Genomic DNA, 14926 nt, shown 5'->3' on the forward strand with positions numbered 1-14926 from the left:
TCACCACCCCGAGGCGGTGTAGACCACAGCACTCAAATCACGTTCACCCCAGGCGAGCTCTTTGAGCAGCGCATGTGTACCGGCCTCTGGGTCGATCAGCTTGATACCGCGCCGCTGGTAGTCCCGGGCCAGTTCCTGACTTACCATTCCGGGGTTAGTGCCGGAAGGTGCCCATGGCCCCCAGTGCACGGTGATCGCTCGGCCGCCGGTGCGTAATGACCAGGCCGAGCCCATTGCCTCTAGGGCGTCATTGGCAGCCGCGTAATCGCTCTGCCCACGGTTACCAAGGGCCGCCGCAATACTGCCGAAGAACACCACAAACTCCGGACCGCTAGGCAAGCTGTCGACCACCTCCAAGATGGTGGCTGCACCATCAACCTTGGTGCTGTACACCCGGCGGAACGACTCAGCGTCCTTTTCGGCGACTAGCTTGTCCTCGATCACCCCGGCGGCGTACACCAGACCATCGATCCGGCCATGCTGCTGATAAACGGCTGATAGCGCGTCCCGCAAGGAATCGGCATCGCGGACATCTACCGAGTGGTACTCCACCGAGCTACCCGCGGCACGGAGCTCGGTCATCGTGGCGGCGACCTCGCGACGAGCCAAAATCTCCGAAACTTCTCGAGCGACCGATGCCGGGCTAGCACCAGGGCGACCGGCCAAGGCCCGGCGCAGCTCATTGGTCTCGGAAAGCCCAGCAATATCTGCGGCTTCGGGCTCGGCGCTCAGTGTAGTGCGGCCAAAAAGCTCGATCCGGCAACGGCTGGCCTGCGCTAAGGTAGCTGCGAATTTGGCTGTGATGCCACGTCCGCCGCCCACCAAAACAACTACCGAATCACGATCCAGGTGCAAGGCCTCGGCTTCAGCTGCACCCTCTCCCGCCGGCCCGGCACCGGTAGCCCCCAGCACACCGAGTGTGGTCTTGACCAATTCCAGGCCGGTGCGCTCACCGTTGAACAAGTCAATAATTGGTTCGTAGGCTGAGTCGGTCAATTCGGCTAGCAAAGCGGTGGCAACTGCTTCCGCGGGTTTGGTCGGCTCAATGTCCACCAACCTAACCAGCACTTCGGGGTACTCCCGGGCCAGACTGCGGAACAGCCCACGTAAACCAATGATCTGCTGCTCGTCGCCCGCACCGTGATGAGCGGTGGGACGCGCCGCCAATAAGTAGCGTGGATTCAGCGTAACCGCAGCTTTGAAAAGCGGATACAGTTCGAGCACTCCGGCGCTGCTTGAACTGTCCAGCGGCTCAAGATAGAGCAGGCCGTCGAGGTCTTCCGATAAAACGCTCAGAGCTTGTTCCGGGCTGCTCAACTCGGCGGTGGCCCCCAGTGCTTTGGCAGCTTCAACCGCCTGTCGGGCGATCTCCCCCGAACCGACCACCAGGAGTTGCACGCCACCTAAACTGCCCTCGGTTGCCTGCGGGTTCGGCAACCGGGTCTTCTTGAAAAGCAACCGCTCCGGGCTGAACCCGGTAACCCCGAGTGCTGCCTCAGCCGTTGGCTGCGCCTCGGTTCGAGCGAGGCTATCCGGCTCGGCGGGCTGAGTTGTCTCAGCCTGGGTGGCTTCTGTCGGCGCGGTCTGCGGGTTCACAGCCTGGTACAGCCAGTCCGCGATTGCCCCGGTACTGCGCGCCTTGGAAAGCTCCTCAAGCTGCAACTCACTCAGACTCGGCCCACCAACCGTAGCAAAACGAGCCGCCAACTCACCAGCAATCTCAGTACGCTTAATCGAATCAACACTCAAATCAGCTTCCAAATCCAAATCCGGCTCAATCATCTCCGCCGGATACCCAGTACGCTCACTAATCACCCCCACCACCGTCTCCAGGATGCTCGCCGGTGTCCAGCCCGGAGAGGTCGTGCTGGTTGGCGTTCCTTGGGGTGCTGCGGGGAGAACTTGGCTGACCGCGATCCCGGCCTGCGCTGACTGAGTTTGTTGAGCTTGTTGTGTTTGCTCAGTTTGTGCGTTGTCGATGCTGGCAAAGAGCCAGTCCGCGATTGCCCCGGTGCTGCGCGCCTTGGAAAGCTCCTCAAGCTGCAACTCACTCAGACTCGGCCCACCAACCGTAGCAAAACGAGCCGCCAACTCACCAGCAATCTCAGTACGCTTAATCGAATCAACACTCAAATCAGCTTCCAAATCCAAATCCGGCTCAATCATCTCCGCCGGATACCCAGTACGCTCACTAATCACCCCCACCACCGTCTCCAACACGGTTGCCAAACTCCAGTTCTCCGCGTGCTGACGGGTCAGCGTGTCGGTACCTGCCGGCTGCGACGCTGCTACTGCCTGCTGGCCAGCCCCGGGCAGCGACGCTGCTGCCTGGAAAGTGTCAATGGCCGGAGCAGCTACGGCCTCTAAGGGCTGGGGCGACGGTGCCGTCTGAGGGGCCAGCGAGTTCTCCGCCCCTATTGAGGCGAAGGCGCTGGGGGCCGCGGCCGATGATGGCGCGGCCGGAGAACTGCCGAGGTACCCCAATAAGACGTCGCGCTGCGCAGCGATAAGCTCTCGACTGCTGCGCAAGAAATCTGCCACCAGGGCATCCCGTTCTGAGCGTTGCTGGGTGTTGTTCACGACTGTGACCTCCTTGATTCGTTGAGCTGGTACCAGGGCACCGGGCACGATCTTGCCCTGCCGATTTTTAATGGTGACGCCGTTGATTTTCCAACCGGGCACAGTGGGGACGACCGCATCGTCAATGGGCTGAATGTCACGTCCTCGGTAAAGCCAGTCGGTGCTGACCGATACACCGACACTGGCCAACTCGGCGAAAGCGAGCAGCAATTCCCTGATACTGCCCTTCGAGCTGGCCGCCAATGGCACGACGGTATGCGGACGATCGTTCAGAATCGCTTTCACCAGTTTGCTCAGCACCTGGCCCGGGCCAACCTCTACGAAGGTCCTGGCCCCAGCGGCATACATCGATTCGATTTGTTCCACGAAACGCACCGGGGCAGTCAGCTGAGCGGCGAGTTCAGCACGTATTTCCTCGCTGTCCTTCGAATAAGCAACTGCCTGCCGATTGCTCCAGACCGGGAAGGCAGCCTCCTGTAACGGCACTCCGCGCAATTTTTCCGCAAAATTATCGCTTGCCCGCGAGATCATCGGGCTGTGGAAAGCACAGGCCACCGGGAAGGTTTTTACGCCCAGACCGGCTGATTTGAGTGCATCGACGGCGGCCTCAACGGCCGTAGTGGAGCCAGAGATGACCGTTTGCGAAGGTGAATTACGATTCGCCAGCGTCACCGTCTGCTCGAGCTGGGCAGCTGCCAAAGCGGCCTCAATCTCCGCTCCGGAGGCGGCTACTGCGGCCATCTTGCCGGGATCGTCACCAATCGCCGCCACCACTGCCTCTGCCCGGTCGGCGCTCAGCGAAATTAACGTCCGAGCATCGAAAACTCCGGCCGCAGCCAGGGCAGCCAGTTCGCCATAGCTGTGTCCAGCGGCAAGATCAGGCTCAATTCCGGCCTTCTTCAGCAGCTGCCCGAGTGCTAGTGCGGCCAGGCCAAGCACCGGCTGGGCCACCCGAGTATCGGTGATGTCTTTGACCTGCGCGGCTGACTCTTCCGCGCCGAAGGCGGCCGGTGGCAACATGGTGCCAGCCCAACGCTCGCCGAGTGATAGCAGTTCGTGCAATTCCGGGAAGGCAACAAAGAGTTCCCGCAACATGCCGGGGCGTTGGCTGCCTTGCCCGGGGTAAAGGAAAGCCAAGGAACCGCTGCCGCTCGCATTGTCTGAGCTGACTGAACCGGGCGCTTCGGCGGCACTGAACAGGCCAGCCTGCGGGTCGTGGTCGCCACGGGCAGCGCGGGCCAAAAGCAGCGTGAGTTCGTCAATGTCGCGAGCGACTAAGGCAATCGCCACCGGCTTGCTCGTCGAACTACTGCGGGCTGCCTGGTTTGCCGCCAGGTCCCGAAGTCGCCACGGTCTCCCGTTGTCCTCGCCCAACGAAACCATGGCGCCGAGCTCCTTGACCGCCCGCACCGCGTCGGTGGGCTCACCGTGGAAAAGAAACAACTCGGCTGGCCATTCGTCCAGACTGTGTCGTCCGGGAGCCGCCTTCTGATGCCCGGAAAGCACCACATGGAAGTTCGTGCCGCCAAAGCCAAAGCCGCTGACCCCGGCGAATCGCTCTTCTATCGGCTGTTGCCAAGGTGTGGCTTCTTGATTGAAAACGAAGGGGCTCTGCCCTGCTTGCCAGGCCAGACTGGGATTTTTCACGTGCAGTGTGGGCGGTTTCACGCCGTGATGAATCGCTAGCGAAGTTTTGATCAGACTTGCCACCCCGGCAGCGCACTTGGTGTGGCCGATTTGGGACTTCACCGAGCCGATAGCGGCGTTGGCCACCGGTACGCCGGCCTCAGCAAACACTTTGCTGAGCATGCTCAGTTCGGTGCGGTCGCCCACCACCGTGCCGGTGCCGTGGGCTTCGATCAGACCAACTTTGGCCGGGTCTACCCGAGCATTGCGGTAGGCGCGTTCCAACGCTGAACGTTGGCCTTCCGGCCTAGGCGCGGTGAGCCCGAGCGAACGGCCGTCACTTGAACTGCCGATGCCTCGGATCACCGAGTAGACCCGGTCGCCGTCCCGCTCGGCATCGGCAAGCCGTTTGAGCACCAGACAGCCGACTCCTTCGCCGAGTGCGATGCCGTCTGAGTCGCGGTCGAAAGCTCGGGATCGACCGCTCGGACTGAGCGCTGTGACCGAGGCAAAAAGCAAGTAGTCATTAATAGTGTTATGCAGATCAGCGCCACCGCACAGCACTACGTCAGCGGTACCCAGGGTCAGTTCTTTGCAGGCCGCGTCCAAGGCTGCCAGCGAGGAGGCGCAGGCTGCATCAACTGTGTAGTTGGCTCCGCCCAGGTCAAGTCTGCTAGCGATCCGGCCGGAAATAACGTTGGAAAGCATGCCCGGGAAAGAGTCTTCGGTCAGCAGGGGCAGCTGTGCGGAAAGTTCCTCCGGCACCTGTTCGAGGTATTGCGGTAAGAGGTTCTGCAGCACACTGGCATTAGAAAGGTCGCTGCCCGCTTCGGCACCAAAGAAAACAGCTGCGCGTGAGCGGTCCATTGATTTACCGAGGGCGGCGTCGTCAAGGGCTCTCCGGGTAACCTCGAGGGCAAGTAGCTGGACCGGTTCGATGGCACCGAGGGACGCCGGGGGAATGCCGTATCGCAGTGGATCAAACGGAATCTCGGGCAGGAAGCCACCCCATTTGGACGGCGTGCTGACTGCTTCGCTACCGCTCGGATCGTAGTAGACCTCGGCATTCCAGCGATCGGCTGGCACCTCGGTGACAACGTCCTTGGCGGCAACGATGGTGGCCCAGAAGGCCGCTAGATCGGGGCTGCCCGCAAACACTCCGGACATACCAACTATTGCGATGTCCAGCGGCGCTGCGGTTGCTGGTTCGTCAGCAACCCAGCTGCTTTTGGCACTACGACGATCTAGGAATTCTGCGGCTTTTTCGCTCAGGGTGTGATGCAACTCAGCTATTGAGATGACCTCGGAACGTAGCGCGACCACCTCGCCTGCCATGAACATGCCGTCACTTAGCTGACGTTCCGCGCTCACTTCGAGCAACTCATCGCCTCGTCGTTCGACGCCCTTGCTCGCTAATCTCAGCCGTCCCAGATTGAGCGCTTCAAGTTCCTGCCACGCCTCCCGGTCTGGCACCTGCTCCGCCGCCAGCCGGGTCTTGATCGCCCGGAATTCCTCGGTGAACGGGCTAGTGACACAACGAGTGGCATGCCCAGGCGCGGTTTCCAGTCTCGCGGTGCTGTGCCCGCTGAGTACTTGTTGCTGAAAAACCTCACCAATGGCACCGGCGCTGACCGCCTCAGCGGTGAAGAGGTAGGCGGTGCCGGCAAGCAGCCCGATCTGAACGCCTTTGGCAGCCAGCGGCGCGGCTAAGGCGGCCACCATGGCAGCTGAAAGCTGATCGCTGATCCCGCCCGCAAAATAAATGCTCACCGGCTCACCTGGGAGTTGCTCGACCCGATCCTCGAGTACCGCGAGTTGGGCTTCCCAGAGCGCGAAACTATTCCGCGGTCCGATATGGCCGCCGCATTCGGAGCCTTCGAAGATGAAGCGACGAGCGCCGGCGTTCAGAAACTGGCTGAGTAAGGCAGGAGATGGCACGTGTAAGAAGGTCTTAATGCCGATCGCTTCCAATTCAGCGGCCTGCGCGGGACGACCACCGGCGATAATGGCATGGCTAGGTCGCAGCTGACGAACCACCTCGAGCTGAGCGGTCCTGATCTCCTCGTCAGCAAAGCCTAGGATGCCAACACCCCAAGGGGCCTCGCCGATCAGTTCGCGTGTGCCTTCCAGCACGGCTCGACTCTGCGCCTGCGTTGAAAGCGCGAGTGCGACGAACGGCAGCGCACCATGCGCAGCAACCGCAGCGGCGAAGGCCGGTTGGTCACTTACCCTGGTCATCGGCCCCTGGGCCAGCGGAAGCTCGGTTCCCATCGCCTGTGCCATCGCTGAAGCAGTTCGCAACAGGGCGCTATCGCAGTGGAATCGCACCGCTTCGCGAAGACCCTTAATGGTCGCCGGGACACTTCCCCAGAGCGAATTGAAACGATTGGCCAGGAAACCGTCCTGACCAATCGGCAGTAGTTGTCGTTGCAGATCCTGGCTGCCCAGATCCCGTGGCAGCTGGTAGCTTGGTTGCTCCTGGCCTTGCGCTGGGCCACGACGCCGTAGCACCCGGTAGCCGTCGATAATCGAGGTCTCAGAGCCATCGAGATTGCTGAGCAGAGCGGTCAGTGCTGCCGAGCTATCGGCCTCACTCAAAAGCGCCAACTGGGTGTCTAAAAGCACGCCCGCGGCACCGGCAACGCTAGCTGCTCGTGCGGTGTTCGGACCAATGCCTCCGGCGGCCCAAACCGGCAGCAACACCTCCTCAGCGTTGAGCAGCTGTTGGAGTAGTACGAAACTGCTCAGCGGCCCGACTAAACCACCGCTTTCGCTCCCGCGAGCCACCAAACCGCTGACTTGAGCGGATTGGGCTACCAAGGCTTCTGCTAGATCACGTACCTCGACCAGCACCGTGACGCCGTCCGGCAGCGTCTCCGGAGCCCAGCCTGGTAGCTGATCGGGCCCGGCTGCCAGAAGCAGGAAACTCGGCGCAACAGCGGACTGCGCAAAGACCTCGGCGGAGCTCAGCGCGCAAGCGCTATCCACTCGGACCCCGAAAGGCTCTGAGGTCCAACGCCCCAGCCGCTCGAGCGCCTCACGCGCCGGCTCGGCAGCGGACCCCAGATCGAGAATGCCAAGTGCTCCGCTATTACAAGCAGCGGCTACCAGCCTGGCATCTGGAGTGGCAAAGGGGCTGACTGCCAGGATCGCAGTACGCTCCACAAATTCGATGCTCATGGCTGTGTCCCATCTTCTTGACTCGCTAGGATCCCCACATCCACAAAACCGGATGATCAATTAATCGATCGACCGCATTTTCATTAAATCCATCTTGCTGTTCAAGCATTGGCTCGAATAACAACATTGTCAAGATAATTTCGACTCATTCACGCTATGTTAATCGGAGGTAACTTTATATTATTAAATACGAAATATGGAGAAACCTAGCCCCGTCACACACGGCCACCTCAGGACCACTACTTGAGCATCGAAACCCCGGAAACAAGGGAAACTTTCGCAGTGAGCTCAATCACGACATAAATTCAAAAGTGAAATACTACTCAGTTTTTTAAAACCACTTTAAATCACAGCCGCGTTATTTTCAGACTATTTTCAGGTAAATCTCAGGCTCCTTAGAAAAACTGGCGATTTACGGTTCGCCTCGACGGCGACCGCATTTTGGGCGCCTCAAAGAATCACCAAAACCTGTTCGAATGATCAATTTTCCTGAATCGCTGCCTGTCGATCACTGCTATTAACAGTCTGAAGAATCAGCTACTTTCGGCCTTCCCCATCCGCCAATAGCCCATAAATGCCACCTGACCACGGTCCATACCGACCTCGCGCACCAGGTAACGACGCAATTCACGAATCACCGCTGCTTCTCCAGCGATCCAGGCATACAGTCGATGGGCTTCGGATTCGGGGCCGCTAGGAGCAATCGGCGGGTGAGCCGCATCAGGAGTCTCCCAGAGAATCTCGGCGTCCACATCGACCTCTTCCAGTTCCACCGGGCCGTGCTGCGAGCCTGGCAGGATGGTGGCACGTACCGCGGCATCAAGGAGCTCTCCGTGGCTCGCGGGTGCTCCGGCTCCGGCCCGCGAGAGCCATTGGATCTTCACACCGGCAGGAGCCTTGAGATCTTGAAAATCCGCTGCTTCCGGCACCTCAATGATCACCTCGCCGGTCACCTCAGCATCGAGATTTTCCAGGATGGCCGCAATCGCTGGCACCGCTGTCTCATCGCCAACCAACAGCACCCGACGCGCATTCCCCGGTTTGAACTCAATGCCGAGGCAGGGGCCTGCGAGGCCATTGGGACCAATCAATACCATTGGCTCGCCAACGCTCGCCTGCTCGGCCCAGCTCGCTGCTGGTCCGGCGGCAACTCCGGCAGCAGGCGGATGAAGCACAAAATCCACATCGATCTCGGCAGCCTCTGGTCGGGCTTCACGCACCGTATAGGTGCGCATATAGCCACGGCTCTCCGGATCCATTCGCAACCAGGTCTGATACCAATTGGAGTCGTGGGTTTCCATTAACTCAGCGAAGTCCGGCAGCGGGTGACCCGGCGAGGGAACCATCACCTTGATCCGCAGATCCAAGGTATTGCCCTCCGCATCGGAACCAAAATTGCGCAGCTGCTCGGAGCTGAAAGTGATTCGCTTAAAGTGTGGACTCAGGCTTTGCACCCTGTCCACCTCCACCTCGAAGGCAACGAGTGGTTTGACCTTAGCCGCGTTCTGACTGGCTGCAGTACCTGCTGTCATGCTTCTACTCCTTCCAAGCTGGTGTCGTGGTTATTATCGGTCGGCTGAGGGTCGGCATGGGCTCTGGTCTGCTTCGCGGCTTGAGACACCGAGTTGAGTGCTCTGGCATGTTGCCGACCCTGCGGAATCACCATCGGGGCCCCGGTGATCGGGTCGGGCAGCACCATCGACTCAAGACCGAAAACCTCGCGGACCAGCTCAGCATCGAGCACCTCCGCCGGGGTTCCCTGCGCCGCGATCTTCCCTTCTTTGATCGCAATCAAATGGTCGCCGTAGCGTGCCGCGAGGTTGAGTTCGTGCAGCACGATGGCGACGGTGGTACCCCGGCTGCGATTGAGCTCGGTAATCAGATCGAGCACCTCGACCTGATGGGCCATATCGAGATAGGTAGTTGGCTCGTCAAGCAATAGCAGCGGGGTCTGCTGGGCCAGCGCCATCGCAATCCAGACTCGCTGCCGTTGTCCGCCGGAGAGTTCGTCCACTTCCCGATCTGCTAATTGCAGGGTTGAGGTTGCCTCAAGAGCATCGGCAACCGCCTCATCGTCTTCTCTGGACCACTTCCTGAACCAGCCCTGATGCGGGTAGCGGCCACGACCCACCAGTTCAGAAACGGTGATGCCCTCGGGCGCGCTCGGTGCCTGGGGCAGTAACCCGAGCCTTTGCGCCACCTGCTTGGCTGCTTGCTGGTGAATATCAGCGCCGTCCAACAGTACGCTTCCGGCGGAGGGCTTGAGCAGCCTGGCCAACCCACGCAGCAGGGTTGACTTACCGCAGGCATTCGCCCCGACGATCATAGTGATCTGCCCGGCCGGTAGCTCCACGCTGAGCTCTTCGACAATGAGCCGCTCCGCGTAGCCCAGGGAGATGCCCTGAGCTTTCAAACTGGCTGAGCCCGCACTCATGGGGGCCTTTCCGCTACCGGTCTGCTGGCGCATTGCCGCTGCCACTCCTCGCTTGTCCCTAGTTCTCTGCATCTTTGTCTGCTTCTTTGTCTGTGTCTTTGTCTGCATCAGGCAGCGTTCCCGCGGCGATTGCTGCTGATCAGCAGCCAGAGCAAGAAGGGGGCACCCGTCGCTCCAGTAACGACCCCCACCGGAAGCGCAGCGCCACCGGGAATCAGATACGCCGCGACATAATCAGCGGCCAGCACGATACTTGCCCCGACTAAGCCGGAAGCGAGCAACGAGATCCTGCCAGCTAGAAGTCTTCGCGCTATCGGGCCGGCTAAGAAAGCAACAAAAGCAACCGGCCCGGCCGCCGCCGTCGCCACAGCGATTAAGGCAACCCCGACCAAAATGAGGCCCAATTTAGTTCGACTTACCGCAATCCCTAGACCCGCGGCAGTATCGTCACCGAGTTGCAAGGTGCCTAGTCGGGCAGAGAACAGTGCGCTCAGCGGCCAGATCAACAGCAGTGCGCCGCTCAGCGCCACCACCCGGTCCCAGTTGGCGGAGTTCAATGAGCCGGTCAGCCAGACAATGGCGTCCTGGGCCCGGTTGATCTCAGCACGCTGCATCACGAAGGTAACAAAGGCGTTCATCAGAGCCGCCACTCCCAAACCAACCAAAATCAATCGGCCACCGGAATTCCGGCCCGCCAATGCCACTATCAGTAGCGCAAGCAAGACGGCGCCAATAATAGCGACCAGGGAGACAGTGGCTCCGCTGGCACCGAAGAAAACGATCGCGGCCACCGCGCTGGCGCTTGCGCCTTGCGAAATGCCAATGATGTCGGGGCTCGCCAGCGGGTTTCGCAGCAAGGTCTGGAAGATCGTTCCACCAACCCCGAAGGCCAGCCCGACCAGCAGGCCGAGCACGGCTCGCGGCAATTTATTCTCCATCACGATGAAACTGGCGCCCGGGATAGTCTTACCAAAGAGCATTGCGAAGAAATCAGGAATCGTCACGGTAAAACTGCCAAGCAGGATGTTGACGGCCAGCAGGGCAAAGCTCAAGGTTGCCAGGCCGAGGCAGACCAGCACCGTTTTGCGGCGTAACCGAGCGCGCTGCGCACGCAGCAGCTTCAGTGAATCGATTGTGCGGCTTGAATCACGCTCGCCAGCCGGAGCCAACAGTTGCGCGCTCATAGGCTAATCGCCTTGCGCTTACGCACCAGCCAGATGAAAACCGGGGCACCGATTATCACTGAGATGATCCCGGCCGGTACTTCGCCCGGCAGAAGCACTATTCGTCCGAGCACATCTGCTGCCACCAGCACAATGGGGGCAGTGAGCAGCGAATAAGGCAACAACCAGCGGTAGTCGGTGCCGATCAGAGTCCGCAAAAGGTGCGGCACGATCAATCCGATGAAGCCAATGGGCCCGGCAAGAGCGGTGGCTGAACCGCAAAGCAGCACCACGCCAAGAGCCGAAAGCCCGCGTCCGAGAGCAGGATTCTGACCTAAGCCGCGAGCTAAATCATCGCCGAGCGCCAGACCGTTCAAGATCCGACCAGTGAATAGCAAAATGAGGGTCCCAATCACCATAAACGGCAACACGGAAAGGATCTGTTCCAGGTTCTTTCCGGCAATTGAACCGACCTGCCAGTTTCGAAACGAGGCCAGGGCATCCTGATTCGTGATCAGCAGGGCGTTGAGCAGCGAGCCCAGCCCGGCGGTCAACGCCGCGCCAGCCAGCGCGAGTTTGACCGGAGTGGCTCCCTCGCGGCCCAGACTCGCCACCGCGTAAACCAGCACCGCAGCGAGCGCGGCACCAAGGAAAGCAAACCAGACGTATCCGCTCAGGGTGTGGATACCGAAGTACACCACAGCCACGATCACCGCGAGCGCGGCACCGGCATTCACCCCCAGAATGCCCGGATCGGCCAATGGGTTCCTCGCCACCCCTTGCATTACGGTGCCGGCCAGCCCCAAGCAAGCACCGGTGAGTAAAGCCGCCACGGTACGCGGGATCCGGCTATGTACCACGTCCCAGTCACCGCCATCGCTCTGATTGAGATGTGCCAAGGCATCAATCACCGTGCTCACTGACACGAACCGCGCACCGACCGCCACCGAGACCATGCTGACTAGTGCCAGCACCGTCACCAGCACGATCAGCACCACTGTTTTGCGAGCCGGGCCGGAGCGCCGAGCCGCCGTCACCGACTGCTCAGCTGACTCGGGCCGATCAAGGACCTCGGTCATCGGTTCTAGGTCAGCTCGCTCGTGCTACTCACCACCATGCTTCGGCTACTTGGCCGCAGCATCGAGCGCCGCAGCCAATTCCGGCACGAATTTGTTCAAAGCCCAGGGAATGCTCAATGGCGAGGCTGCTGAGATCGCCAAGTTCAGCGTTTTATCCGGGTCGGCAACTAACGCACCCTTCTTAATGGCCGGTACCTGCCCGAGCAAGGGATCCTTGAGGATCGCGTCTTTGGCACCCGCGTCGGGGACCCAACTGACGAAAACATCTGAATCTAGCTCATTGGCTTTCTCCAAAGACCAGGAGATGAAGAAGCTCTTGGCATCTTTAGTAGCTGCCTGAACCACTGATGATTGCTTCAGGCCAAGGCTGGTCAGGAACTTAGGCCGGTTATCGAGATCAGTGTAGATGTTTACCCCGTCGGCTTTACCCGGCTCAAGATTGCCGGCGACAAAGCTTTTGCCCGCTAGCTGCGGGAACTTCGAGGCCTCATCCTTAATGGCTTTCTCGGTGGAGGTGACGAGTTCCTGAGCCTGCTGGCTCTTGCCCAGGGCTTTGCCAATCGCGGTGGTGGAATCCTGCCAGGAAGTGCCGTAGGGATCACCGTTGTACGCCACCACCGGAGCGATCTTGGAGAGCTTCTGGTAGTCCTCCTTGGACAAACCAGAATACGCGGCCAGGATGACATCGGGAGTGGTCTTGGCGATCTCGGTAAAGTTAATCCCGTCGGCTTCGCTGTAGAGCTTCGGCGCCTTCTCAGTACCGAGCGAGGCCGAGAGTTTACTGAGCGCATCGGCCTTCCAGGGCGTCAAACCCTGAGCGTCGCCACCCCATTCCACCTTCGGCATGCCCACCGGAACCACTCCGAGCGCCAAAGCGGTATCGTCATTCACCCAGGACACCGTGGCGACACGTTGCGGCTGGCTCTTGATAGTGGTCTCGCCGAAGACGTTTTTCAAGGTGACCGGGAACTGATCGCTAGCCGCGCTGGGCTCGCTGTTCTTGTCGGTAGCTGCAACGTTGCCGGTTGAACAGGAAGTAAGAGCGAGTGCGGCAACCAGGGCGGCAACGCCTAGACCGGCTAGGTTACGGGGGCGAGAAATTTTCACAACGAGCCTTCTATTAGGTAATGCAAACCTAATAAAGGCTAGCGCAAAGCAAAAGGATTAGGAAACAAACTTGTGCCCTATTTGGGCACTATCTCCCAATTGTGGCGAAGCTTACGTTCAAGATGACACTCAGTCGGCTCGGAAGATCCATTGATTCTGATCAATGCCACTGAGCAACTTTCGCAGGATCTGATCCAGCTGTTCTACTTCGGTGGCGTCAAGCCGCTGGAAAATCAATCGCTGCACCTGCTCGACGTGCTCGGGCGCCAGCTGCTCGACAAGTTGTCGACCAAACACCGAAAGCTCGGCCGTGGTAACCCTGCCATCCGCTGGGTGTGCGCTGCGGGAGAGCAATCCGCGACCCTCCAGCTTACGCACCACATGCGAGAGTCGGGAGAGCGAGGCCGCAGTGCGCGAGGCCAACTCACTCATCGGCAGCCTGCCGTCCGACTGCTCGCTGAGCATGGCCAGCACGTTGTAGTCGAAGAGCGTTAGCTGCGCTGCCCTCTGTAACGGCGCATCGAACTCCCGCGGCAAGGTCGCCAGTGTCGAGAGCAGCGCTAACCAGGCCCGTCGCTGCTCGGTGGAGAGCCACTGGGGCCCCGCCGAATGAGGTACCGGATTAGACACTGGAATAGACACTGTCAGCCTTCACTCGCTGGCCGGGAAGGCGGCGTGCCTTCACCGAAGGGACGCCCTCCCAGCTCGTGCCGCCCATGCTCGCTCAGCCAACCGCTCTCATCCGGTCCGAGCGGCACAATCTGCGTCGGGTTCAGATCGGTGTGCACGATGTAGTAATGCTGTTTGATCTGTTCGAAATTGACCGTATCGCCGAACCCGGGGGTCTGAAATAAGTCACGAGCGTAAGCCCAAAGCACCGGCATCTCGGTAAGTTTGCTGCGGTTGCACTTGAAGTGGCCGTGGTAGACGGCATCAAAGCGCACCAGGGTGGTGAACAGCCTGACGTCAGCCTCGGTAATCGTGTCGCCAACTAGGTAACGCTGCGTTTCCAACCGCTCGCTGAGCCAATCCAGCGCGTTGAACAGCCGATGATAAGCATCATCATAGGCCTGCTGGGAACCCGCAAAGCCGCAGCGGTAGACGCCATTATTGACCTCGGTGAACACCCTCTTATTGACCGAATCAATTTCCTCCCGGAGCTCTTCGGGATACAGCTTGGGCGCACCGGGACGGTGGAACTCTTGCCATTCGGTGCTGAAATCCAAGGTGATCTGCGGGAAATTATTGGTTACCACCGATCCGCTGGGAACATCGACGATTGCCGGGACCGTAATGCCACGGGGATAGTTGGGGAACCTGCTGAAATAGGCCTGCTGCAGTCTCTCAATACCCAGCACCGGGTCTTTAGCCCCCTCGTCGAGGTCGAAGGTCCAGCTCCGCACATCGTGGGTCGGCCCGCAAATTCCCAGGGAGATGACATCTTCCAGGCCGAGCAGGCGACGCACAATGGTGGAACGATGCGCCCAGGGGCAGGCGCGTGCCACCACGAGTCGATAACGGCCTGCCTCCACCGGCCAGCCCGGCTCACCGTTCTTGCCGGGCTGCCCATCACGAGTGATCCGGTCCTCAATGTAATTGGTGTCTCTGGTGTATTCCTCGCCGGAGTGCACATAGGCCCCGGCGGTACTGAATTGTTCGCGGTGCTCAACGTTCTGCTCGGTATCAGCCATAGCACCAGCCTACGCCGCCCCGGGACTGCTCAGCAGCGGAACTAAATACCGCTCAGCTGAGCCATC

8 protein-coding genes are annotated in these 14926 nt (G+C 60.2%); all 8 read right to left on the reverse strand.

All coding sequences use genetic code 11. From position 1 onward, the window contains the following. The 8 genes from UM93_RS12090 to UM93_RS12125 all read right to left on the reverse strand — a co-directional run bounded on the left by UM93_RS12090 (window position 1) and on the right by UM93_RS12125 (window position 14860). Complete coding sequence (locus UM93_RS12090) at window positions 1-7386, reverse strand: type I polyketide synthase (protein ID WP_045075839.1); 7386 nt, start codon at window positions 7384-7386, stop codon at window positions 1-3. A gap of 533 nt (window positions 7387-7919) precedes the next feature. After that, the gene (locus tag UM93_RS12095) at window positions 7920-8918 is read right to left on the reverse strand and encodes a siderophore-interacting protein (RefSeq protein WP_045075841.1); all 999 of its coding nucleotides are present in this window, start codon (window positions 8916-8918) and stop codon (window positions 7920-7922) included. Next, window positions 8915-9853 (reverse strand): ABC transporter ATP-binding protein, encoded by a 939-nt coding sequence (locus UM93_RS12100; RefSeq protein WP_422784957.1) that lies wholly within the window; start codon window positions 9851-9853, stop codon window positions 8915-8917. Before UM93_RS12100 ends, UM93_RS12095 begins: the two co-directional genes overlap by 4 nt. A 74-nt stretch (window positions 9854-9927) precedes the next feature. Beyond that, a complete protein-coding gene (locus UM93_RS12105; RefSeq protein WP_082057132.1) occupies window positions 9928-11004 on the reverse strand; it encodes a FecCD family ABC transporter permease in 1077 nt (358 codons plus the stop codon). Then, window positions 11001-12062 carry a FecCD family ABC transporter permease gene (locus UM93_RS12110; protein ID WP_045075842.1) on the reverse strand — a complete coding sequence of 354 codons (1062 nt, stop codon included), beginning with the start codon at window positions 12060-12062 and terminating at the stop codon, window positions 11001-11003. Before UM93_RS12110 ends, UM93_RS12105 begins: the two co-directional genes overlap by 4 nt. Before the next feature lie 45 nt (window positions 12063-12107). Continuing rightward, window positions 12108-13169 carry an iron-siderophore ABC transporter substrate-binding protein gene (locus UM93_RS12115; RefSeq protein WP_045075843.1) on the reverse strand — a complete coding sequence of 354 codons (1062 nt, stop codon included), beginning with the start codon at window positions 13167-13169 and terminating at the stop codon, window positions 12108-12110. 129 nt (window positions 13170-13298) lie between these two features. Further along, on the reverse strand, window positions 13299-13811 hold the full coding sequence (locus tag UM93_RS12120) for a MarR family winged helix-turn-helix transcriptional regulator (RefSeq protein ID WP_234399302.1): 513 nt from the start codon (window positions 13809-13811) through the stop codon (window positions 13299-13301). Window positions 13812-13813: 2 nt separating this feature from the next. Further along, window positions 13814-14860 (reverse strand): glutathione S-transferase family protein, encoded by a 1047-nt coding sequence (locus UM93_RS12125; RefSeq protein WP_045075844.1) that lies wholly within the window; start codon window positions 14858-14860, stop codon window positions 13814-13816. Window positions 14861-14926 lie beyond the last annotated feature (66 nt).

The organism is Psychromicrobium lacuslunae (assembly GCF_000950575.1).
In the GTDB taxonomy this organism is placed as follows: Bacteria; Actinomycetota; Actinomycetes; order Actinomycetales; family Micrococcaceae; genus Renibacterium; species Renibacterium lacuslunae.

Coding starts and splice junctions, on each gene's coding strand:
- UM93_RS12090 (WP_045075839.1), bottom strand. CDS start 7,386: ATGAGCATCGAATTTGTGGAGCGTACTGCGATCCTGGCAGTCAGCCCC.
- UM93_RS12095 (WP_045075841.1), bottom strand. CDS start 8,918: ATGACAGCAGGTACTGCAGCCAGTCAGAACGCGGCTAAGGTCAAACCA.
- UM93_RS12100 (WP_422784957.1), bottom strand. CDS start 9,853: ATGCGCCAGCAGACCGGTAGCGGAAAGGCCCCCATGAGTGCGGGCTCA.
- UM93_RS12105 (WP_082057132.1), bottom strand. CDS start 11,004: ATGAGCGCGCAACTGTTGGCTCCGGCTGGCGAGCGTGATTCAAGCCGC.
- UM93_RS12110 (WP_045075842.1), bottom strand. CDS start 12,062: ATGACCGAGGTCCTTGATCGGCCCGAGTCAGCTGAGCAGTCGGTGACG.
- UM93_RS12125 (WP_045075844.1), bottom strand. CDS start 14,860: ATGGCTGATACCGAGCAGAACGTTGAGCACCGCGAACAATTCAGTACC.